This is a genomic window from Bacillus sp. JK106 (genome assembly GCF_053663355.1).
Map to the genome: position 1 here is coordinate 19,063 of NZ_JBSJQC010000003.1, position 23,347 is coordinate 42,409.

General features: G+C 45.9%; 19 protein-coding genes, 1 tRNA gene and 1 pseudogene. 4 read left to right on the forward strand and 17 right to left on the reverse strand.

What is annotated here, in order from left to right:
- Nucleotides 1-71: 71 nt before the first annotated feature.
- From dacB to ACWJJS_RS10415, 3 genes are all read right to left on the reverse strand, one after another.
- Nucleotides 72-1,547, reverse strand: a complete 1,476-nt coding sequence (dacB, locus tag ACWJJS_RS10405) for a D-alanyl-D-alanine carboxypeptidase/D-alanyl-D-alanine endopeptidase (protein WP_454023558.1) — start codon at nt 1,545-1,547, stop codon at nt 72-74.
- 19 nt (nt 1,548-1,566) lie between these two features.
- Complete coding sequence (locus ACWJJS_RS10410) at nt 1,567-2,535, reverse strand: aldose 1-epimerase (protein WP_156734926.1); 969 nt, start codon at nt 2,533-2,535, stop codon at nt 1,567-1,569.
- Nucleotides 2,536-2,649: 114 nt separating this feature from the next.
- Nucleotides 2,650-4,038, reverse strand: a complete 1,389-nt coding sequence (locus tag ACWJJS_RS10415; RefSeq protein WP_454023559.1) for an MATE family efflux transporter — start codon at nt 4,036-4,038, stop codon at nt 2,650-2,652.
- 228 nt (nt 4,039-4,266) lie between these two features.
- Between ACWJJS_RS10415 and ACWJJS_RS10420 the strand changes: the two genes are divergently transcribed.
- Entirely contained in the window at nt 4,267-4,809 is a 543-nt protein-coding gene (locus tag ACWJJS_RS10420) for an IseA DL-endopeptidase inhibitor family protein (RefSeq protein ID WP_015417595.1), read from the forward strand.
- A 145-nt stretch (nt 4,810-4,954) separates the two neighbouring features.
- Here the strand turns inward: ACWJJS_RS10420 and ACWJJS_RS10425 are convergent.
- The 3 genes from ACWJJS_RS10425 to ACWJJS_RS10435 all read right to left on the reverse strand — a co-directional run bounded on the left by ACWJJS_RS10425 (nt 4,955) and on the right by ACWJJS_RS10435 (nt 6,161).
- Nucleotides 4,955-5,027 (reverse strand) — tRNA-Arg (locus tag ACWJJS_RS10425).
- 42 nt (nt 5,028-5,069) lie between these two features.
- Nucleotides 5,070-5,615, reverse strand: a complete 546-nt coding sequence (locus tag ACWJJS_RS10430) for a site-specific integrase (protein ID WP_003153850.1) — start codon at nt 5,613-5,615, stop codon at nt 5,070-5,072.
- Between the two features lie 315 nt (nt 5,616-5,930).
- Complete coding sequence (locus ACWJJS_RS10435; protein WP_003153848.1) at nt 5,931-6,161, reverse strand: excisionase family DNA-binding protein; 231 nt, start codon at nt 6,159-6,161, stop codon at nt 5,931-5,933.
- A gap of 243 nt (nt 6,162-6,404) precedes the next feature.
- Here ACWJJS_RS10435 and ggt point away from each other — a divergent pair, with 243 nt between their 5' ends.
- Nucleotides 6,405-8,180 carry a gamma-glutamyltransferase gene (gene ggt / locus ACWJJS_RS10440; protein WP_326360864.1) on the forward strand — a complete coding sequence of 592 codons (1,776 nt, stop codon included), beginning with the start codon at nt 6,405-6,407 and terminating at the stop codon, nt 8,178-8,180.
- Between the two features lie 46 nt (nt 8,181-8,226).
- Here the strand turns inward: ggt and ACWJJS_RS10445 are convergent, their stop codons facing one another.
- From ACWJJS_RS10445 to ACWJJS_RS10460, 4 genes and pseudogenes are all read right to left on the reverse strand, one after another.
- Complete coding sequence (locus tag ACWJJS_RS10445) at nt 8,227-9,402, reverse strand: MFS transporter (protein ID WP_326360866.1); 1,176 nt, start codon at nt 9,400-9,402, stop codon at nt 8,227-8,229.
- Between the two features lie 143 nt (nt 9,403-9,545).
- Nucleotides 9,546-9,848, reverse strand: a complete 303-nt coding sequence (locus tag ACWJJS_RS10450) for an ArsR/SmtB family transcription factor (RefSeq protein ID WP_003153841.1) — start codon at nt 9,846-9,848, stop codon at nt 9,546-9,548.
- A gap of 31 nt (nt 9,849-9,879) precedes the next feature.
- Nucleotides 9,880-10,125, reverse strand: a pseudogene (locus tag ACWJJS_RS10455) (His/Gly/Thr/Pro-type tRNA ligase C-terminal domain-containing protein); the annotation flags it as partial.
- 53 nt (nt 10,126-10,178) lie between these two features.
- A complete protein-coding gene (locus ACWJJS_RS10460) occupies nt 10,179-11,045 on the reverse strand; it encodes a LysR family transcriptional regulator (protein ID WP_102422274.1) in 867 nt (288 codons plus the stop codon).
- Between the two features lie 118 nt (nt 11,046-11,163).
- Here ACWJJS_RS10460 and ACWJJS_RS10465 point away from each other — a divergent pair, with 118 nt between their 5' ends.
- Complete coding sequence (locus ACWJJS_RS10465) at nt 11,164-12,144, forward strand: zinc-binding dehydrogenase (protein WP_369614731.1); 981 nt, start codon at nt 11,164-11,166, stop codon at nt 12,142-12,144.
- 26 nt (nt 12,145-12,170) lie between these two features.
- Here ACWJJS_RS10465 and ACWJJS_RS10470 read toward each other — a convergent pair whose 3' ends face one another.
- The 3 genes from ACWJJS_RS10470 to gltB all read right to left on the reverse strand — a co-directional run bounded on the left by ACWJJS_RS10470 (nt 12,171) and on the right by gltB (nt 18,577).
- A complete protein-coding gene (locus ACWJJS_RS10470; RefSeq protein ID WP_153986667.1) occupies nt 12,171-12,323 on the reverse strand; it encodes a hypothetical protein in 153 nt (50 codons plus the stop codon).
- Nucleotides 12,324-12,519: 196 nt separating this feature from the next.
- Complete coding sequence (gene gltD, locus ACWJJS_RS10475; RefSeq protein ID WP_003153838.1) at nt 12,520-14,001, reverse strand: glutamate synthase small subunit; 1,482 nt, start codon at nt 13,999-14,001, stop codon at nt 12,520-12,522.
- A 16-nt stretch (nt 14,002-14,017) separates the two neighbouring features.
- Entirely contained in the window at nt 14,018-18,577 is a 4,560-nt protein-coding gene (gene gltB / locus ACWJJS_RS10480; protein WP_454023560.1) for a glutamate synthase large subunit, read from the reverse strand.
- 145 nt (nt 18,578-18,722) lie between these two features.
- Between gltB and ACWJJS_RS10485 the strand changes: the two genes are divergently transcribed.
- Nucleotides 18,723-19,625 (forward strand): LysR family transcriptional regulator, encoded by a 903-nt coding sequence (locus ACWJJS_RS10485; RefSeq protein WP_003153836.1) that lies wholly within the window; start codon nt 18,723-18,725, stop codon nt 19,623-19,625.
- Nucleotides 19,626-19,685: 60 nt separating this feature from the next.
- Here the strand turns inward: ACWJJS_RS10485 and proB are convergent, their stop codons facing one another.
- The 4 genes from proB to ACWJJS_RS10505 all read right to left on the reverse strand — a co-directional run bounded on the left by proB (nt 19,686) and on the right by ACWJJS_RS10505 (nt 23,223).
- Nucleotides 19,686-20,804 carry a glutamate 5-kinase gene (gene proB / locus ACWJJS_RS10490; protein WP_176283360.1) on the reverse strand — a complete coding sequence of 373 codons (1,119 nt, stop codon included), beginning with the start codon at nt 20,802-20,804 and terminating at the stop codon, nt 19,686-19,688.
- Between the two features lie 24 nt (nt 20,805-20,828).
- Nucleotides 20,829-21,677 (reverse strand): pyrroline-5-carboxylate reductase, encoded by an 849-nt coding sequence (proC, locus tag ACWJJS_RS10495; RefSeq protein ID WP_014418088.1) that lies wholly within the window; start codon nt 21,675-21,677, stop codon nt 20,829-20,831.
- 176 nt (nt 21,678-21,853) lie between these two features.
- Nucleotides 21,854-22,222, reverse strand: a complete 369-nt coding sequence (rtp, locus tag ACWJJS_RS10500; protein ID WP_003153833.1) for a replication termination protein — start codon at nt 22,220-22,222, stop codon at nt 21,854-21,856.
- A 284-nt stretch (nt 22,223-22,506) separates the two neighbouring features.
- Nucleotides 22,507-23,223 (reverse strand): 3-ketoacyl-ACP reductase, encoded by a 717-nt coding sequence (locus ACWJJS_RS10505; protein WP_015417604.1) that lies wholly within the window; start codon nt 23,221-23,223, stop codon nt 22,507-22,509.
- Nucleotides 23,224-23,347 lie beyond the last annotated feature (124 nt).

The following is a 23,347-nucleotide window of genomic DNA, read 5'->3' on the forward strand; positions in this document are numbered from 1 at the left end:
TGATTCATAATCGCAATATAATGTTTTACAGACATCAAAAAAAGCCGAACCCTCTAAGGATCCGGCCCTTCTTATTGATTTGCCAGCACGACTGCGATTTTGTCTTCAATGTCTTTGCCGTCATCTTCGTCAAGCAGCCCGTTTTGAAGCACGGAAAAAATAAGCGTATCTCCTGTTTTTGTGTCTGCATAGCCGGCAATCGAACTGACTGATGTTAGTGACCCGGTTTTCGCTTTAATTTTGCCCTCTGCCGGAGTATTCTTCAGCCGGTTCCGAAGAGTGCCTCCCGTCATTCTGTCGCTTGCACCGGCGACAGGGAGCGAACGAAGGAAAGCCGGGTACCACTTTTCTTTCTGAACCGCATACAAAAGCTCTCCGATTTGGCCGGCGGATACGCCGTTAATATGAGAAACGCCGGATCCGTCTCTTGCAATCAATTCATCCGGATTCAGCCCGAACGATTTGAGCTCCGATTTCATCACGTCCAAGCCCTTTTCCCAGCTGCCCTCCCCTTTTTTCACTTTTCCCATTTCCTTGATCAGAATTTCGGCGTGCCCGTTGTTGCTCAGTTTCATAAACGGGATCAATAATTCTGAAAGAGGCATGGACGTCCGTGATGTGACAAGCTGGGTGCGGTGCGGCATTCGCCCTGTTCTGATTTTCCCTTTTACAGTTATACCCTGTTTAGTAAGCGCTTGTTTCCATAAATCTAAAGCATAGGACGACGGGTCCCACACTGCCGCCCATTCTCTTGCCTTTGCCGAGCCGGCAGGTATGGTTCCCTTTATCGTAATCACATTGCCACCGTGCTCCCGTTCAACCGTCAATTCTTTCTTTTCATCAGAAGCGACGGTTTTCACTTCATTTTTCACACGAACGACGTCCGTATGGGGAGAAATCGAAATACGCGGCTTTTTACCGGGGTGTTTCGCCGGGGTGATTTCTGCAATCACCGTTCCGGTATCATAATCTTCATTTGGGGAAGCGGTAAGAGCTGATACTTGCGCGCCATAATATTGGCCTTCATCACTCCACGGAAGATCAACTGAATACCTGGTATCGTCATACCACGAATCATCCCCGACCAGATCTCCTTTAATGACATGGATGCCTCTGGCTTTGACTTGTTTAGCCATCTTCTCAAAATCAGAAGCCAATAGGGTCGGATCGCCTTTTCCCCTGAGATAAAGGTTTCCGCGCAGCTGTTTTCCTTTCACGGCGCCGTCTGCCCGTACTTCTGTCTTAAAGGTGTAATCTTCTCCGAGAACGGAAAGCGCCGCAGATGCCGTCAGCAGTTTCATCAATGATGCAGGCCTCAGCCGCATATCTTCCCGGCTGCCGAACAGCACCTCCCCTGTTTTTGCTGACCGGACACTGACGCCCGCTGAAGCCCCCTTTAAAGCGGGTTCTTCATCCAGAATGTGTTCCAGCTCTTTTTGCAAAGTATTTTTTTGTTCAGCCGCCTTAGCCGCATCATCAATATAAGGAACTTCGGCAATGATCAAAAGCAGAATCACCGCGCACAAGCGTTTCACATATGTTTTCAATGTTATCCCCGCCTCTTTCCTATTCTTCGTCATGCAAAATGGTGATCCTGGATGACGCAGCCGCTTCTTCGCCCGGTTTCAGAATCTGAAGCCCTGTCAGTGATGCAGGCTGATTCAGATTAAATGCATCTGTAACGGAAGTATAAGGCTCAAGACTGACAAACCCCTGCTTTCCGTCACCGTTATATACCACCCAATGCTTGAAAGACGTGTCCGCTTGATACAAAACGGATAATTGCTCATCCGGATGATAAATAACAGCTTCGTTATTGCCGCCATTCCGTCCGGAAGAAAGAAAAACATCGTCAAACTGTTTATTTTTCAAAGACATTCCATGACGGAACGCTTCTTTATCAGGAACATCCAATAAACGGCCCGTCGGTACGAAACGTTCATTTAATTCCCACATGCGGTCAGCCGTCAAAAATAGACGGGATCGCTCTTCATTGAAAACAAATGTGGAATGATAGCCTAGCCCCCAAGGAAAAGCCTCCGTTCCCTTATTCATAATCAGCGCCCGCTGCGTAAACACATTGTCTTTTAATGTATAGGTCATCCGGACAATGACATCGTGCGGAAATTGTTTATGAACACGGGGAATCTTTGAAAGATCAATTTCTGTTTCGACTGTCATTCCATCCCCCTCTTCTCTCGCTGCCGCCGCTTTCCAATGCTGATTGTGAAGAAAGCCGTGAATATGATTATGTTTATCCTCTTCGTTTATCTCGAATTGATACGCACGCCCGTCAAAACGAAACGTCCCGTCCGTAATCCGGTTCGGCGGGAATAAAACGGGAATGCCGTACAGCATGGGTTTTTTGAGGAATTCCTCCGCAGTTTCCGGTTCTCTCAGAAGCCGCATACCGGTTCTTTTATCCCGAAGCGATATGACATTTGATCCCCACTCCGGCACAATGATGCATTCAGCCTGATCAGTCTCCGCTTTTATGGCTGAAACTCCTAAATAAGTCGTATGTTCAATCGTCATAAGCACCTGCCCTTTCCTTGTTTTCTAGCATGTATAGGAATTCCATTTTCTAAACTCATTTTCCTTCTCTAAAAAAACATCGCCCGTATGAATTGAGCGATGTGCGGTAAAACCTTATTGAATCAGCCGGGTAATCTGTTTTTTCTTCCATACAAACCGGTAATATCCGTATTGCAGCAGCAGGCTGACGACAAAAGCCGCCGGATAACCGACCCAAATGCCGAGAATGCCGAGATTCGTATAATGAGAAAGAATAAAGGCCACAGGCACTTCAATTCCCCAAATCGCAAAAATGCTGATAATCGTCGGCCATAACACCGTACCGCTCGCCCGCATTGTTGCTGAAACAATCTGAGCGTGACCGAAAATCAAATAGCTCCAAAGGGTAATCATAATCAGATTGCGGGCAATGCGGAGTGTATCCTGATCTGTTAAAAACAAAGCCAGTATCTGCCGGGAGAAGGTGTAAATCAGCACAATCAAAACCCCGCCGATCAAATAATTCAGGCCGATCCCGACTTTGATGACCTGCTTCAGCCGGCCGAATTGATTAGCTCCTATGGATTGGGCGGCAAAAATTGAAACGGCGATACCGAGGCTTACCGCCGGCATCTGCACATAACTCGCCACTTGGTTGACAACCCCGTAAGCAGCCGTCGCGTTTGATCCGTAATGATTGACAAATGAAATGACCGCAATTTCAGAAAGTGACACGAGAATCATATTGATGCTCGACGGAATCCCGAGACGGAGTAAAAGCGCGAGCAGCTTTTTGTCCATTTTAAGAGAACGGAGCGCAGTCCGGTCAAATGCCAATGGATGTTTCCTTTTCCGCAAATAAACCATGAGTACGATAAATGTCACGATGTTTGAAATCACGGTTGCATACGCCGAACCGTAAATGCCGAACTTCGGAAGTCCGAAAAGCCCGAGAATCAATAAGGGCAAGAGCCCGATGTTTATGACTGTACTGACGATTAACGTATAAAACGGAGTCTTTGAATCTCCCGTTCCGCGTAAAAATGTCGTATACGCAAAATATAAAAACATCAGCGGCATTGCGCAAAACAAAATGCGCGCATATCTGACACTGATATCTATTACGTTTTCCGGCGTTCCCATCAGCCGCAGAATATCAAGCGTAAACACACTGCCGACAACTGCCAGAACAACACCGAGCATAAAGGTAAAAGTCAGTGTAGTGCCGACAATCGCCTTCATCCTCTCTTCGTTTTTCGCGCCGTATGCCTGACCGATCAGAATGGAACTTCCCGAACCGATTCCGATCGTAAAGGAGATCAGCAGAAAAAACAGCGGAAAAAAAGACGATACGGCAGCAAGCGCATCAACTCCGAGCCACCTTCCGACAAATACCATTCCGACCAATTGGCCGACAGATTGCAATACATTGCTTAAAAGCAGCGGCACTAAAAACAGTGACATCGATCGCCAGACAGACTGGCCGCGGCCTTCCGCTGTTTCTAAATGATCTTGTACTTCCATATGTAGGACTCCTTTTTTGATTTTCTTCCATTTTATTATTCAGCAGACAGCTTGTAAAAACCTTTTGTTCAATGAAACTCTTTATCTTTTTCTCACGTCTTACATGGAAATAAACCATAAAAATAAAAAGTCCGGAAAATATTTCTGAAAAGGTATTGTAATCTTACCGTAATTATTGTAACATTTGTAACATAAGAGAAAGAGATTGATTGAAGGAGAGATTATATCATGAAAAAATGGCTATTATTCCTCACTACTATTACATTGATTCTGTCATTGGGCACTGCGGCGACCGCAAAAAATGCATCTAATGACCTTACACAAAAACAAGCACTTCAGCTGGCCCTGTCAGCGAGAGAGCATTTCTGGAACACGATGAGCGGCGGTGCGCTTAAATCAAACGCAAACTGCACATCTGAACCGTTTGAATATCAAAATCTTCAATACGTATTTATGTGCAAAGACCTCGGAACAAAAGCGAAAGCCGTAAAATATCTGACACCCGCTTTTACAAAGCAAGCGATTGACAAAGGGCTCAAAGATTACCACTTCACTGTAAAAGACGGCAAATTGGCTGTTCCGGTCGGCGACGGAGATAACCTCCTGAATTGGAAAAAAGCAAAAATGACTCTTCTTTCTAAAAAAGGAAGCGTTCAAACATACCGCTTCACTGTACCGACTCTTGACGGTTCCCCGTCAGCAAAACGCGATGTAACATTCGTAAAAGAAAACAACGTTTGGAAAGTCAATCAATTTGATGCTGTCATATAAGAAAAAGCCCGCTTGCTTACAGCGGGCTTTTTTCACATCATTTCCACCAGGTTCTTGCAAAATATTAAACTCAAAAACCCCTTGTATAACAAGGGGTTTTCTGTTTTGCCGACATTATTAATCTGCGCCTATCTTATACAAAAAACGCTCTAGGAGAGATTCTAACTCCCGACCTGCAGTTTAGGAAACTGCTGCACTATCCGCTGTGCTACTAGAGCCTGCTTCTATTATAGTAACGCTGGCGGCCGTTTTTTTCAAGCCTACAGCCCTCCGAACACTTTATAGGCGGCTCTCGTCGTATCTTCATCTATTCCGATATAACGCATTGTAATAGACGGAGAAGAATGATTCAAAATCCTCTGCAGTTCAGCAATGTCTTTTGTCCTCTGATAAAAATGATACCCGAACGTCTTTCTAAGCGTATGCGTCCCGATTTCCTCCAATCCGCAAGCGGCTGCCGCTTCCTTTAATATTCTGTATGCCTGAATCCGGGAAATGGGCTTATTCGTCCGTTTCGATTTAAACAAATAGTCATCCTCTTTCATGTCTTTTGTATAAGCGTATATGTCGGCCTTTAAAGACTCCAGTATCAGAATTTTTCTTTTCTTTCTCGTTTTGCTTTCGGTTGCCCACACATGGTCTTTGTTCCTTACATCCCTCACGCGAAGCGGCAGAACATCAGAAATCCGCAGTGCGCTGTTCATGCCGAAAATAAACAAAAAATAATCACGATCACTTTTCTTCATTAAATACTGTTTGACTTCCTGGATCTTCTCCAAACTTCGGATCGGCTGTACGATATGCATCAAAAAACCCCTTATAATTAGTAAAGTAACATATTGAGCATTATGTTACTATTATAGCCGAAACCTGTTGAATGATAAAGGATAAAGGGCCTTATGTAACATAATATACATAGTGTTACATAAGGGGAATAAGGCATGCAGTTTCATCGAAGTCTTCAAAAACATCATTTTCGACCCGGTGGCGGGCTTTTAAATCAATAGATACTCACGGTATTAAAAAAGAAAAACAACGTCCTTAAAACGAAATCTGAGCATTCGTTTTTTTGTGAGCAACCGAAAAAAATGAAAAAAAAAGACACAATATGAAATTGTGTCCTAGTCTTCATCTTTTACATCAATGTCTTCAGGAAGCGGCTCATTTAAAAACTCTTGAATCATTTCCTTATATTTTTCCAGCTGTTCGAGATGGGTTTGAAATTGTTCCTTGTTGATTAAATATTGCTGTCCGTCATGGACGGCCCTTATTTTATTCGTCAAAACAAGATTGTGCACATATTCTTCAGGAAGACTGGTAAACTCAGCTGTCTCTTTGATTGTTAAATACATGGCTCACGTTCCTTTCATATGTCATGTGAGTGAATTCTGTTTTGTTTATTGTAGCTTATTTTTTGTCTTTATGCTTGTTTCACAGCTTTTTCTGTCCGGTTTCCCATTTAGCCTATTTGCGACTGATTACATTCACACAGAAACTCCGGCTTTTTGCGCACCGGACTATTCCGTTTGTCACTTGTGAAAACAGCACATTTTACTTACTCTATAATTGTAAGCGGAAAACAAAGGAGGCAGACTATGAAAAAGAAAAAGTTTATGAATCTCTGTTTTATCGTTCTGCTCAGTACTTTGCTCGCGGCCGGAAGCATCCCTTATCACGCTCAGGCTAAGAAACACCCGTTTTCCTATGACGACTACAAACAGGTAGATGTCGGCAAAGACGGCATGGTTGCCACCGCCCATCCTCTCGCTTCACAAATCGGTGCCGACGTGCTGAAAAAAGGCGGCAATGCAATTGACGCCGCGGTTGCCATTCAATTCGCATTAAACGTAACTGAGCCCATGATGTCGGGAATCGGCGGCGGCGGATTTATGATGGTTTATGATGCGAAGACAAAAGACACCACCATTATCGACAGCCGGGAACGCGCACCGGCAGGCGCAACACCGGATATGTTCCTTGACGAGAACGGCAAAGCCATTCCTTTCTCCGAACGCGTTACTAAAGGGACTGCAGTCGGTGTTCCGGGAACATTAAAAGGACTTGAAAAAGCGCTCGACAAATGGGGCACACGCTCCATGAAACAACTCATCACCCCTTCCATTAAACTTGCCTCAAAAGGCTTTCCGATCGATTCGGTTTTAGCTGATGCCATCTCAGATTATAAAGACAAATTATCACACACCGCTGCAAAAGACGTGTTTCTTCCGGACGGAGAACCTCTGAAAGAAGGAGACACACTCATCCAAAAAGACTTAGCCAAAACATTTACAGCTATTAAGTACAAAGGCACAAAAGCATTCTATGACGGTGCATTCTCCAAAAAGCTTGCGGAAACAGTGCAGGAATTCGGCGGCTCAATGACAGAAAAAGATATCAAAAACTTCAATGTGACGATTGACGAACCGATCTGGGGGAATTACCAGGGCTATCATATCGCAACTGCTCCTCCTCCAAGCTCGGGCGGTGTTTTCCTGTTGCAAATGCTGAACCTCCTGGATGATTTTAAGCTTTCTCAATATGATATCCGTTCTTGGCAAAAATATCAGCTTCTCGCAGAAACGATGCATTTGGCTTATGCTGACCGCGCCGCATTTGCCGGGGATCCAGAATTCGTCAACGTCCCTCTCAAAGGCCTCTTGAATCCAGATTATATCAATGCCCGCAGACAGCTGATAGATATTGATAAAGTCAATAAAAAACCGAAAGCCGGCGACCCTTGGGCCTATCAGGAAGGTTCTGCAAACTATAAACAAGTGAAGCAGCCGACTGACAAACAAGAAGGCCAAACGACTCACTTCACGGTAACTGACCGCTTCGGCAATGTCGTATCTTATACGACAACGATTGAACAGCTGTTCGGTTCCGGCATTATGGTTCCCGGATACGGCGTTGTGTTGAATAATGAGTTAACAGACTTCGATGCGGTACCTGGCGGCGCAAATGAAGTGCAGCCGAATAAACGTCCGCTCAGCAGCATGACTCCGACTATTTTATTCAAAAATAACGAACCTGTCCTGACTGTCGGCTCTCCCGGCGGAGCAACGATTATTTCTTCCGTCCTGCAAACGATCCTGAACAAAGTTGAGTACGGCATGGATCTGAAAGCGGCGGTCGAAGAGCCGAGAATTTACACAAACAGCATGACATCCTATCGATATGAAAAAGGAGTGCCGGAAGAAGCCCGCACAAAACTGAACGAAATGGGGCATAAATTCGGCAGCAGCCCGGTTGATATCGGTAATGTGCAAAGCATCCTGATCGACCGTGAAAACGGCACCTTCACCGGAGTTGCCGACTCAAGCCGAAACGGAGCCGCAATCGGCGTAAACTTGAAACAATATAAAAAATAACTAGACAAAAAGTCTCGTTTCTCAAGCTGAGAAATGAGGCTTTTGTTTATTCTGCACTGTATTCAGATGAGGGTTTTTCAGATGTTAACGAGGCAAGTGAAAGCACGCTGCACATCGCGATGACAACACCCGCTGATCCGATCCATGTCACTGACGCAAGAGACAGATGAGTGACAACAAGGCCCCCGATGCCCGCCCCGGCCGCCATAGCCAGCTGCATCACGGACTGGTTGAGGCCAAGTAATACACCCGATGATTCAGGCTCCATCGTTGCCAAATGATACTGCTGAGCAGGTCCTGATGACCAGGCGGCGAAGGACCAAAAAATAAGCACTGCCGCCGCTCCGAAAGCAGAATGTGTGACAAACGGCAATAACATGAGCATGATAGCATGAAGCGCCATTCCGCCGGTTAATGTCATACGCGCCCCCCATTTGTCTGCGCTGAAACCGCCTGCTTTAGAACCGGCAAGACTTGCAACACCGAAAATAAGCAGCAATGTACTCAGTATTCCGCTGCCGATATGAGTGACGTTCAGTAAATACGGAGAAAGGTACGTATACGCAACCGAATAGCCTCCGAGCCAAAAAAACGTAATGGCAAGCCCGACAGCCACCTTTCGTTTCTTCAAAAGAGAAAATTGCTGAATGAGCGGCACCGGTTTATCTCCTTTTATCTCAGACAACGCGAAACGTATAATAAGCATAGCAATGATTCCGATTGCCGCAATTCCGGCGAAAACCACCTTCCAGCCGAAAGCTTCAGACACGGTTCTTCCGATCGGAACACCGATAATGAGCGCCGCCGTAAACCCCATAATGACGGTTGCGAGAGAACTTGCCTGTTTTCCCGGGGGAGCGATTTTTGCTGCGATCGTAAGCGCGGTGACCACCACAGTTCCTGCTCCAAGCGCCATGATCACCCGGGCTGCCGCAAATAAGCCGTATCCCTGTACGAGAAATGAAATGATATTTCCGATTACAAACAATCCAAGAGCATAGATCATGAGCTTCCTTCTGTCCAGTTTTGCTGTAAGGGCCATCATGACAGGCGTTCCGATTGCATAAACAAGTGAAAAAATCGTAATCAGCTGCCCTGCTGCTGCCACAGTAACTCCCAAGGAACCTGCAATTTTATCAAGCATCCCGGATATCACATATTCAGACGTCCCCACTAAAAAGCTGATAATTGCCAAAATGTAAATCTTCCAGGTATTTTGCACCTGACACACTCCTTCATTGATGATTTATATAAAGATATATTGTGATATATCGATATAAATAATTGAACAAACAGAAACAAATCGCAATATGTCGATGTGTAGTCGGAAAAAGAAACTGAATCCCTCTTCTAAAGGATTCAGCCCTACATTTCGCGCTGAAAATAATCGGCCATCGCCTTTATCGCATCTTCATCTCTTTTATAATAGGTGTATTTGCCAATCCGTTTTGTTTGGATAAGGCCTGCCCGCTGAAGGATGGAAAGATATTGAGACGCCGTTGACTGTGTCATCTGGAGCTTATCGGTGATCTGGCTGACACATACTCCGATCTCATTCATATCAATGCCATCATGCGGTGCGAAGTGACGGTCCGGCTCTTTCAGCCATTGTAAAATCTCAAGCCGTGACTCATTAGACAACGCTTTAAAAACATCAATAGGTTTCATACGCTTTATTATATCGTGATTTTACGATATGTCAATGTTGTTTTTCTTGAATCTCTATTTTTTGTTTTGTCTCTCTTATGATCCGGGACATAAAATCACTCACATTCTCTTCAAATGTGTTTTCCCGCCCGTATTGCCTTACATGTACAGAATGATGGCGGCACTCTTGATCTCCCACAACCGCCATATACGGTATTTTTTTCATTTGTGCTTCTCTGATTTTATAGCCGAGTTTTTCATCACGCTGATCGAGCTCAGCCCGGATACCCGCTTTCTTTTTGAGAAAACCGGAACGAAAAAAAAATTGGCGTACACAGCTGTTCTGTTTTCTCATTTTCCGTTCGATAATGTTTTTAATCCATTCAGCAGTTCTTCAAACGCCGATGTCAAAAATAAATCACTCCTGTAGATGAATGATATATTCATATTCCGAAAATGTTCAGGAAGCTCATGAAGAAAAAGATTTTTCCTGTTTTGAAAATAACGGACGGCTGATGCAGGCAGAAAGGAGACCCCCATCCCCGCCTGCACCGCCCCAATAATGGCTTCCAACGTACCGAATTCAATGATTTTATGTGCGGGCACTGCCTCTTCTTTCAGTATGTTTTTTATTTTGCGGCGGTGCGAACAGCCCGCGGCAAAATACAGAATCGGCTCTCGCAGCAAGTCTTGCAAACTGCCTTCCCGCTTATTTGAAACCAAGACCAATTCTTCTTGAAATACAGCGACTTGCTCAAGATCTTCATATTCGACCGGTCCGTAAACAAAAGCGCCGTCCAGCTCATAGTGTAGAACGCGCTGCACTAAGGTATGTGTATCACCCGTTGACAGCGACAGCTGTACTTTCGGGTAGCGGCTGCAATACTCCGTGAAAAATTGAGGGAGATGGACGGCTGCCGCCGTTTCAAGAGAACCGATTCGAAGCGGGCCGTTCGGATCGCCTGCCTCTTGCGCTGTTTTTTGCGCCTTATGCAGCAATTGAAGGATTCTGTCTGCGTCTTTTAATAAGTTTTCACCTGCTGGCGTCAGCGTCATTCCCCGATTTGTGCGGTAAAAAAGCTGTGTTTGCAATTGCCGTTCCAGCTGCTGAATCCGGTTTGTCACATTTGATTGAACATAATGCAGGCTTTCTGCCGCCTTTGAAATACTTCCTTTGCGGGCGACAGCCTGAAAAATCTTTAAGTCTCCGCTTTCCATGTAAGGGCACCTTCTTGCTATGATTTTTATTGATAGCCGGCTATCAATTTTCATTTATTTACTGCAGCTGATACAGCCTGTAAAATTTTTCTCATCAATCATAAAGGAGAGAAGAATGATGAATGCCCTTATCATACACGAAAATGGCTTTGATTTCAGGCAGGCACCTGACAAAAGGCCGGGGAACGGCGAAGTAAAAATAAAGCTGAAAACAGCCGGATTAAACCATCGTGATTTGTTTTTAATGAAAAAACACGAAACCGGAAACCATGAATTTATTCTCGGTTCAGACGGCGCGGGAATCGTAACCGAAATAGGACACGGCGTCCGGTCTCATTTATTGAATGCAGAAGTCATCATCAACCCGGTGCTGAATTGGAAGACTGTTGAGGACGTACCAGCCGTCCCTGATATTTTAGGCGGTCCGAACGACGGAACATTTTCACCTTATGTCATCGTTCCTGCGGAAAATGCCGTTTTAAAACCCGAACACCTGACTTGGGAGGAAGCGGGCGTCCTGCCGTTATCAGCATTAACCGCTTATCGCGCCTTATTTACAAAAGGACAATTAAAAAAAGGCGAACACCTTATCCTTCCGGGCATCGGAAGCGGCGTGGCAACATACGCCTTATTCATGGCAAAAGCTATCGGAGCGACAGTCAGCGTCACCTCCCGCAGTGAAAACAAAAAACAAACCGCACTGTCATACGGTGCAGACCGGGCGATTGACAGCTACGGTGACTGGAATGAGGCGCTGAATGGCGAAAAAGCAGATATCATACTTGACGGTGTAGGCCCCGCCTTATTTCAACACTATCTTGACATTATTAAACCGAATGGCCGGATCGTAACATTCGGCGCCAGTTCAGGCGATCAGCTCGGATTTCCCATTCGCTCGCTGTTTTTTCCGCAGATTCATATTCTCGGTACATCAATGGGAAGCAATGAGGAATTCGCGGATATGCTGGAATTGATAAACCTCTGCGGCATCCGTCCCATTATCGACCGCATGTACCCTCTCGGTGAAGCAGCTGCCGCTTTTAACAGGATGCGGGAAGGACGGCAGTTCGGCAATATTGGCTTTCGTGTAGATGTCTAAAAAAAGGAGCGGACCTGTCCGTTTCCTTATTTGTTTATTAGCGTTTCCGCTTGAAATTCAAAATGTTGTTCTTCATCGATTAAAATCTGCCCGCAAATCGACTGCAGACACACAGAGCCCGTCACGTTTTTTAAGGCGTCATAATAAACGGCGGCGATGACTTCCGCCGTCAGCAGCACCGTGATCGACAGCTCAAGGCTTGCAAATCGTCTCAGTCTCCGGAAGAAAACAATCTCTCCGCTCTGTAAAACAAAATTCCATATTTATCTTCCATTTCCATATTTCCTTTATATGACCAATACAAGAAGAAGGAGGTTCCATTTCAATACGAAAAACCGGCTGTTCCCAGCCGGTTTTATAAATAAACCCCTTTATTTACGGTAAAACAGTGCTCCCCATTAAATAACTGTCGACTTCGCGCGCTGCTTCCCGGCCTTCATTAATCGCCCATACAATCAGGCTTTGGCCCCTTCTCGCATCCCCTGCGGCGAAAACACCGTCAACATTCGTTTTATAATCCCCATATGCCGCCTGAATTTTATGATTTGCCGAATCGACACCGAACTGTTTCAATAATGGCTGTTCTGTTCCTTCAAAACCGATGGCGATGAACACCAGCTGAGCAGGCCAGACTTTTTCTGTACCGGGCAGTTCATGAAATTCATACTTTCCGAATTCGTTTCTGACTTTTTCCATTTGGATGGTGTGGATCTCTTGTAAGCGGCCCTGCTTATCGGCCACCATTTTTGTCGTCTGAATTGAATATTCTCTCGGGTCTTTGCCGAACTTTGCCTGCGCTTCTTCATAGGCGTATTCAAGGGTAAAGACGTGCGGCTGTTCAGGCCACATATTGTCGTTCGTGCGCGTCTGAGGAAGTTTAGGATGTTTCCCGAACTGGTGCACGCTGCGCGCTTTTTGGCGCAGCGCGGTTGCCACGCAGTCAGCTCCTGTGTCTCCTCCGCCGATCACGATGACATCTTTCCCTTTAGCGTCTATAAATTGTTTGTCTTTGAAGTTGGAATCTAAATAGCTTTTCGTCGCCAGTGTTAAATAGTCCATCGCATAATGGACGCCTTTTGCTTCCCGGCCTTCAATCAGCAGATTACGCTGCTTTTGGGCGCCTGTGCACAAAATGACGGCATCAAATTGTTCTTTCAGCTCATCTGCCGTTATGTCAACGCCGATTTCGGTATTTGTCACAAAATCTATACCTTCCTGCGTCAAAAGCTTAATACGGCGTTCGACGACATTTTTCTCAAGCTTCATGCTCGGAATGCCGTACATCAGCAGGCCGCCGGCTCTGTCGGCACGCTCGTAGACCGTTACGGAATGACCGGCTTGATTCAGCTGATCAGCGCTTGCCAGACCTGCCGGGCCTGAACCGACGACAGCGACTTTTTTACCTGTGCGTTTCGCGGGAATTCTCGGCTGAATCCATCCATTTTCAAAACCTTTGTCAATGATCGTCCGCTCGATGTTTTTAATTGAAACAGCCGGATCTGAAATGGCCAGCGTACAAGATCCTTCACAAGGAGCGGGACAGACCCGCCCTGTGAATTCAGGAAAGTTATTCGTTTTCAGAAGGCGCTCCAAGGCTTCTTTCCAGCGCCCCCGATAGACGAGGTCATTCCACTCCGGTATCAGATTATAAATCGGGCAGCCGGAGGTAAAACCGTTGATATCAGCGCCGATTTGGCAAAACGGTGTGCCGCAATCCATACACCGCGCCCCCTGCCGCTTTGACGCTTCATCTGAAAATGGAGCCGAATACTCTTTCCAATCCTTTAAGCGAGTGAGAGGGTCCCGCTCAGCCGGTTTTTCTCGTTTTTCTTCCATGAATCCAGTTGGTTTCCCCATGTTCCTCTCCCCTTTCTTACTGTACTACCGCTTGTTTTTGATCTTTGGCAGGCGTTTGGAGGACCTTTGTATTGGCTTCAAAAGCATACATAATTGCGTCTTCTTCTGATAAACCCGCCGCTTTTTGTTCTTCGATGCTGAGGAGCATTTGTTTATAGTTTTTCGGAATGATTTTGATAAAGGTTTCTGCGGCTTTTTCCCAATTGTCCAGGAGATCTGCGGCTTTTTTGCTGTTTGTCAGCGCCGCATGCCGTTTGACCATTTCTTGCACTTCTTTGATCTCCGCCTCATCCGTCAGCTTTTCAAATGAAATCATTTCCATGTTGCATTTGCGTTTAAATGCTTTGGCATCTTCACTCAGGACGTATGCGATACCGCCTGACATTCCCGCCCCGAAGTTTTTGCCGACTTCGCCGAGGACGACAACCCGGCCGCCTGTCATGTATTCACAGCCGTGGTCTCCGATACCTTCTACAACGACATTGACTCCGCTGTTACGGACTGCAAAACGTTCACCGGCGCGCCCGTTAATGTACGCTTCCCCGCTTGTTGCTCCGTAAAATGCGACGTTCCCGATAATAACGTTATCGTGTGTTTCACAATTGAAGGCATCAGGCGCTTTCACGATGATTTTTCCGCCTGAAAGCCCTTTGCCTACGTAGTCATTTGAATCCCCGTTCAAATGAAGCGTCATCCCTTTAGGGACAAATGCTCCGAAACTCTGTCCGGCTGATCCGGTAAAATGAAGTCTGATCGTATCATCCGGCAGGCCTTCCGCTCCGTAGCGTTTAGAAATTTCACTTCCCGTCACGGTTCCGGCTACGCGATTTGTATTATTGATCTTGATTTCAGCTTCCGCTTCCTGACCGGCTTCAATTGCAGCCTGCACCGCCGGAAGAATAACCGTCATATCAAGCGACTCGTCGATTTTATGGTTTTGCGCCGTACGGAAAGTGCGTACGCCTTCAGGCTGGTACAGCAGTGTGGATAAATCAAGCTGGCCCGCTTTCCAATGCGCTTTCGCACGTTCACTGACATGAAGAACGTCTGTCCGTCCGATCATTTCATCAAGCGTCTTAAAGCCTAACTGCGCCATATATTCACGCACTTCTTCTGCGACAAACAGCATGTAATTTACGATATGGTCAGGATCGCCCATGAATTTTTTGCGTAGCTCCGGATTTTGCGTCGCGACACCTACAGGACATGTATCTAAATGGCAGGCGCGCATCATGACGCAGCCGAGAACGACAAGCGGCGCTGTAGCAAAGCCGAATTCCTCCGCACCGAGCAAGGCGGCCATCACGACATCTCGGCCTGTCATCAGCTTACCGTCCGTTTCCAATACTACGCGATCCCGTAAGCCGTTCAGCATCAGCGTTTGGTGAGCTTCTGCAAGACCAAGCTCCCACGGAAGACCGGTATGTTTAATACTCGTTTTCGGCGATGCGCCCGTTCCGCCATCGTAGCCGCTGATGACGATAACATCCGCAGTGCCTTTTGCCACACCGGCCGCAATCGTGCCGACACCGGCTTTTGACACGAGCTTGACGCTGATTCGCGCGCTTCGATTTGCATTTTTCAAATCATGGATCAGCTGCGCCAAATCTTCAATTGAATAAATATCATGGTGAGGAGGCGGTGAGATCAGCCCTACACCTGGTGTAGAACCGCGGACATCCGCGACCCACGGATATACTTTGTTCCCCGGAAGCTGACCGCCTTCTCCGGGCTTCGCCCCTTGCGCCATTTTGATCTGCAATTCATCCGCATTGACGAGATAATGGCTCTTTACGCCGAAACGGCCGGAAGCGATCTGTTTAATCGCACTTCTTCTGTCGTCGCCATTTTCATCCGGAACGAAACGTTTCGGATCCTCGCCGCCTTCTCCGCTGTTGCTTTTTCCGCCAAGCCTGTTCATCGCTATCGCTAAAGCCTCATGGGCTTCCTTGCTTAATGAACCGAACGACATCGCTCCTGTTTTAAAACGTTTCACGATGGACGCAGCTGATTCAACTTCCTCTAATTTTAAAGGCTTGCGGTCTTCTTTGAAGGCGAACAGATTGCGTAAAAATCCGATTCGTTCTTCATCCGCTGCTTGAGAATACTGCTTAAACAGGCTGTAATCATTTTTTCGGCAGGCCCATTGCAGCGTATGGATGGTTTTCGGGTTGAAAGCGTGGTGCTCTCCCCCGTTCCGCCATTGGAATTCACTTCCCGGATCAAGAGTTTGGCTGTAATCATCCTTGTACGCCGCTTGGTGGCGCTGTTTCGCTTCTTGCGCAATCGTCTCAATATCGATTCCGCCAAGCTGAGATGCAGTACCGGTAAAGTATTTGGCGATAACGTCTTCACCGATGCCGACCGCTTCAAAAATTTGGGCGCCCCTGTAACTTTGCACAGTTGAAATCCCCATTTTTGACATCACTTTCACGACGCCTTCTGTTACGCTCTTTCCGTATTTGCTGACAGCTTCTTCATACGGAATATCAAGCCGGCCTTCATCGATTTCCTGCTTATACGTAGCATAAGTCAAATACGGATTGACAGCATCGGCACCATACCCGATGAGAGCCGCAAAGTGATGAACTTCACGCGCTTCCCCGGATTCAACGATAATGCTTGCTTTTGTTCGCAGGCCTTGACGGATCAAATGCTGATGCAGCGCACTGACGGCCAAAAGCGGCGGAATCGGCGTCAATTCCCTACTCATTGCCCTGTCAGATAAAATTAACAGAGATACGCCTTCCTTGATCGCTTTTTCCGCTTGCTGAAACAAATCCTTCAGGCCTTTTTCCAGGTCATCGGAAAACAGCGTGCGGATGTTCTGGCTCTTAATGTCAGGGTGCACAAGTGTTTTCAGCGCATAAAACTGTTCGTTTGATAATACAGGAGTATACAATTTTATGCGGCGTGCATTTCTTTCACTCGGATGCAGCAGATCGCCTTCAGCTCCAAGCCATGTCACCGTAGAGGTCACAAGCTGCTCGCGGATCGCGTCAATCGGCGGGTTTGTGACTTGCGCAAACAGCTGTTTAAAGTAATGAAACAGTGATTGGGCGCGATCGGATAAAACGGCGAGCGGCGAATCATTTCCCATAGAGCCGAGCGGGTCCTTGCCTTCTTTAATAACAGGAATTAAATACTTCTGAATATCTTCATACGTATAGCCGAACGCTTTTTGACGGACGAGAAGATCATCGAATTGTTCCTCTTCCCGGATTTCCGGGTCAGGATTCACTTGAACCAATTCTTCTTCAAGCCATTTTTGATACGGGAATTCATTGGCTATTTCTGTTTTTACTTCTTCATCTGAAATAATCCGGCCTTCCTCTAAGTCAATGAGCAGCATTTTTCCGGGCTCCAGACGTTTTTTATGAAGAATGTTCTCCTGCTCCACTTCAATAACGCCGACCTCAGATGAGAAAATAATATGGTCATCTTTTGTCACATAGTAACGTGCCGGACGCAGGCCGTTACGGTCAAGGATGGCGCCGATCTGTTTTCCGTCCGTAAACGAAATGGCGGTCGGCCCGTCCCACGGCTCCATTAAAGAGCTGTGATATTCATAAAAAGCCCGTTTCGCTTTAGACATGTGAGTGTTTTCTGTCCATGGTTCCGGAATCAGCATCATTGCCGTATGTGCCGGTTTCCGCCCCGCCATCACGAAAAATTCAAACGCATTATCAAGAATGGATGAGTCACTGCCCTCAGCATTTAAAATCGGCAGCACTTTGTGAAGATCGTCTCCGAAGCTTTCTGAAACGAACTGCTGCTCCCTCGCTCTCATCCAATTGATGTTGCCCCGGAGCGTATTGATTTCTCCGTTATGAATCAGATAGCGGTTCGGATGGGCACGTTCCCAAGTAGGAAAGGTATTTGTGCTGAATCTTGAATGCACGAGTGAAAATGCAGATACAAAGGTTTCATCCTGCAAATCCAAATAAAAAGTGTCAACCTGCTCAGGCGTTAACAACCCTTTATAAACAATAGTCTGGCTTGACAAACTTGCGAAGTAAAAATCAAGCTGTTCTTGAACGCCCCAATTTTCCGCCTGCTTCCGGATGACATACAGTTTGCGTTCAAAAGCAAGGCTGTCTTTCAAATCGTTTGCGGCTCCGATAAATACTTGACGCACATACGGGCAAGTGCTTTGTGCCACTGTTCCGATTTTTCCGACATTTACAGGGACGGTTCTCCAGCCGAGAACAATCTGTCCTTCCTGCTCAATGAATGCATTCACCTGTTTTTCGATCTTTTTTCTTTCCTCTTCATTTTGCGAGAAAAAGACCATTCCTACCCCGTAACGGCCTTTTTCCGGCAGCTTCATTTCTCCGCACTCTTTCTTAAAAAAAGCATCAGGGATCTGAACCATCAGGCCGGCGCCGTCACCCGTATTCGGATCACTGCCCTGTCCTCCTCTGTGATCCAGCTGGCAAAGCATCTTCAGTCCTTTTTTGACAATGTCATGTGAAGGTTTCCCTTTTAAATGGGCATACAAGCCGATTCCGCATGCATCGTGCTCAAATTCCGGACGGTAGAGACCTTGTGCTTTCGGCATTTGATTGTAAGTCATAATTCCTCTCCCCCGATCAGTTTCCGTTAATTATCGGTCATAAAATCTGACAACTTTAAATTAATTGTAAGTTTTCAAAACAATATAAACAATATATAATTTAGATCAAATACATCTCAAAATGAGATAGATGGGTGTGAACGCAATGGAATTACGCCAGCTTCGGTATTTTATGGAGGTAGCAGAACGGGAACATGTGTCAGAAGCGGCTGATCATCTGCATGTCGCACAATCCGCCATCAGCCGGCAGATTGCAAATCTTGAAGAAGAGCTGAAAGTCACTTTATTTGAACGGGAAGGCAGAAATATTAAATTAACGCCGATCGGCAAACAATTTTTAGAACATGTTAAAACGGCGATGAAAGCAATTGATTATGCGAAGGAACAAATTGATGAATATCTTGATCCGAATCGCGGAACCGTCAAAATAGGATTTCCGACGAGCCTTGCAAGCCAGCTTTTGCCGACTGTGATTTCGGCATTTAAAGAGGAATACCCGAACGTTGAGTTTTTGCTCCGCCAGGGTTCTTATAAGTTTTTAATCGAAGCGGTAAGAAACAGAGATATAGATGCTGCGCTGCTCGGCCCCGTTCCCACGGAATTCCCCGACATAACAGGCAATATCTTATTCACGGAAAAGATTTACGCGCTTGTTCCGCTGCATCATCCGCTTGCCAAACAGAAAAATATTCATTTAATTGATCTGCGCGGCGACCAATTCGTTTTATTTCCCGAAGGGTTTATTCTCCGAAACATGGCGATTGACGCTTGCAGACAGGCCGGCTTTGCGCCGCTTGTATCGACGGAAGGCGAGGATTTAGATGCCATTAAAGGATTAGTCTCCGCGGGGATGGGAGTTACTTTATTACCTGAAAGCACCTTTGCAGAAACCACACCCCGGTTCACGGTCAAAATTCCGATTGAATTTCCTCAAGTGAAGCGCACCGTAGGCATTATTAAACCAAAAGGAAGAGAACTGGCTCCGTCTGCAAATGATTTCTATCATTTTGTCATTCAATTTTTCTCCAAACTTGAACAATATCAATAAAAAACAAACCCGAGCTTCAAAACGAAGCCTCGGGCTTTTTCATATTTTTATAGATCTTTCTCAGCCGATCGGAATGGATAGTTCAACGTGGCAGACAAACGCTTCCGGATCAATGACTGATTGATCGGTCTGTTTGTGCGGCGTTTCTTTAAATGTCTTCAGCTGGGCTGAGGAATAGTTGACGATGCCGAGTCCGAGCTCTTCTCCCTGCTGATCAAGCAGCCTGACAACCGCTCCGCTGCTGAATCTGCCCTTAATCTGTTCGATATCCTGCGGTGACAGTGCCATATTTCCGTTCGCGACATCGTTGCTGCTTTTCTTTTCCATCACAATTTCGCCTTCGGGGCCGGAATTAAATGCAAGCCATTGTTCTTTGTGGTTTAACGGCAGGGTTCCTTCCGCTTCAAAATAAGTTCCTTCAGCCGCCTCATCTACCGCTTGAAGCAGAATGTCCGGAATGTTAGCCTGCCCGAGAAAGCCTTTAATACCGGAGGCCATCACAATTTTAAAAGCATCCAGTTTCGAACGCATTCCGCCGGTTCCCATTTCACTCCCGGCATCTCCCGCGCTTGCTTCTATTTCCGGAGTGATGTCGCTTACATGTCTGATTCTTTTCGCTTTCGGGTTGCTGCGCGGATTATCATCATATAAACCGTCAATGTCTGATAAAATCACAAGCATGTCGGCATCAATTAAACCTGCCACCTTCGCTGCGAGTGTATCGTTATCTCCGAATTTCAGCCGGTTGACTGTGACCGTGTCATTTTCATTAATAATCGGAATAATGCCTCGTTCCAAAAGGACGTTCATCGTATTGCGCACATTATGGTAGCGGTATTCATCGGAAAAGTCGCTTCTTGTAATTAATATTTGTGATGCGACATAACCGTGCGCTAAAAACAGCTTTGAATAAGCCTCCATTAATAATCCCTGCCCGATGGAAGCAGAAGCCTGTTTTTCAGGGAGGCCTTCCGGTTTCTGAATAAATCCGAGCTTCCGATAACCTGCCGCCACTGCGCCGGAAGATATTAAAATCACTTCATAGCCGCTGTCTTTCAGCTGTGCGATTTGATCCACCAATGCTTCCAGCTTTCTTCTGCTGATTTCCCCGTGCAGGCTCGTCAATGAGCTGCTTCCGATTTTCACCGCGACTCTTTTGATCTTCGTCCGAGACGTCACTGTATCACTCCTGTTTCTTAACGATTATAGTGCTGCCGTTTTTTCAATTGTTTTGCTGATCTCAATAGAACGTTCGGTCGCATGTTTAATGGCTTTGGCAATGGCTTCTCCGCCGCCTTCTGACCTGAGCGCATCGAGGCCGGCTTCCGTCGTGCCGTTTGGAGAGGTGATGTTTTCCCGAAGCACATCCGGTTTTTCACCCGTTTCCATCAGCATTTTAGCAGCGCCCAATAACGTTTGCGCGCCGATTTTGCGGGACAGCCGTTTGTCTAAGCCGGCTTCTTCACCTGCTTTTTCAATAAACTCCATTAAATAATAGAAGTACGCCGGTCCGCTGCCTGCGATGCCGGTGAAAATGTCCATCTGATCTTCCTTGATCACGTACACTTCCCCGAGGCATTCCAAAAGGGATACCGCGGTTTTTGCTGAACCGTAAGAGACATGGTCTCCGAAAGCCGCAGCTGTTGCCGATTCGCCGATCATGCTGGATGTGTTCGGCATCACTCTTACAACTGGCTGACGGTCATGTAATGATTGTTGTATAAATGAGGTTGTTATGCCTGCCAGAACAGACAGGATGATTTGATGAGGTTGGATACGCCGTTTCAGCGTAGCAAGAGCGATTTCAGCATCCTTCGGTTTCATGGCTAAAATAAAGACATCAATGTCTTCGGTTTTCATGCTGTCAAAAGCAATGCCTTGAATTCCGTATTGATGTTCCAATTCAGCGAGTCGCTCTGTATTGCGGCGGTTTGTCACGCAGATGTTTTGATTGGGAATTTTTTTTGCGCGGACCATGCCTGATATCATTCCTTCAGCCATTGATCCTGCTCCGATAAAAGCAACTTTCTTTTGATCTAAGATCGGTAACATCTCCCTTGTTCGTATTTTGTTCGTATTTTTCACACGTTTTTTATGTTACCACTTCAGGAGTCGATGTCAAGTTTGAAGGTTTTATTGATATGTATTGTTCCGAGCCTGTTATTATGTATAATGAATCACAGAACAAACCTTTAGAGCCCGGGAGGCCGGGTGCGTTCCGGCCGGATTTAAAAATTATCTGAAATGGCTTTTTCTATCAGCTTTTTGCAGCGGTCAAGCTCTGTCTTCAGCTGTTTTTTGTAAAGCTTCGCAGCTTCATAGTCTTTAAATTGATAGAGAACGACTTCCTGGAGTTTGGCTCCCTCTTTTTTCACTTTTACTTGCTTTAAAATCCCGTCATCCAAAAGTTCGTGAAGTGAACGGTACACCTCGGTATGATTCGGCTTAAAACCGATGGGTTTAAATTCCGAACGCAGCACCTCGAGAAGCTTCAGTCCGTAAAGCCGTTCCTGCTCTGTCATTGTAATCATGTAAAGCTTTAAAAAGGCTCTTTGTTTCACTAAAAAACCGGTTGAACTTCTTTTTTCTTCTTTCAATATGTGCACACCCTTCCTTCCAACAAATTATTCCATGTACTAAATATTCTCTTTATATTCCGTTTTCCCTTTTATTGTTCGGACAGTTTGGTTTGTATTGATTTGTTTTTTGGAGGCGGGAAAAATAATCTTAGTGAACATTTGGTACATAGTTTATTTAGTTTAATTATAGCTTATATCGGTTTCTTTTTCACTCTTTTTTCTGCAAAAACGGATCTTTATGCCTATTTATTCGGGTTGCGAAAACAAAAAAAGACCCGTCACGAAGACAGGTCCCCTTTTGTTTAAGGATTAGTTGACCACAAACCGGCCGTTTTGATGAAAATGCGCGGATGTAATTTCAATTGAGCAACCATATATTCTGCAAGATCCTCAGGCTGCATGACTTTTTCCGGATTGCCGTCTGTCAGATTTAATTCAATAGACATGTCGCTTGCAACCGTGCTCGGAGTCATTGCGCTGACACGTATATTGTGTTTTCTGACTTCCTGCATGAGAGATTCGGTCAGACCGAGAACGGCAAATTTAGAAGCGCTGTACGCACTTGTCGCCGCGGCGCCTCTTTGGCCCGCCGTAGAAGAAATATTAATGATATCTCCTGATTTTCTCTCAATCATTTCAGGAAGAACGGCGCGTGTCACGTGGTATACACCCATTACATTAACTTGAATGATGTCTTCCCACTCTTCAGGCGTAAGATCCAAAAATCCGCCGAATTTGCTGATTCCGGCATTGTTAATCAGGATGTCAACCTCACCGAGTTCTTCTTTAATAGAGGAGACGGCTTGTTCAACCTCTTTTTGGTTTTTCACATCGGCAGCAGCGAATGATGCCTTTACACCAAGGGCTTTCACTTCTTCCGCAACCTTTTCGACATTTGCTTCTGTACGTCCGATTAAACCGATATTGACTCCTTCTTTTGCTAAAGCGATAGCGGCGGCGCGGCCGATTCCTCTGCCCGCACCCGTGATAAGAGCCGTTTTGTTTTGTAGGCTTTCCATGTCTTTCACCCTTTCTGAATGTCCTTATGTACGATTTCACATTATAAGCAGAAAAAAAACAATTAGCAAATAAAATGATTCAACACGATCCGTAAAGGGTATCAACTGAAAAAAAGGAGTGAAA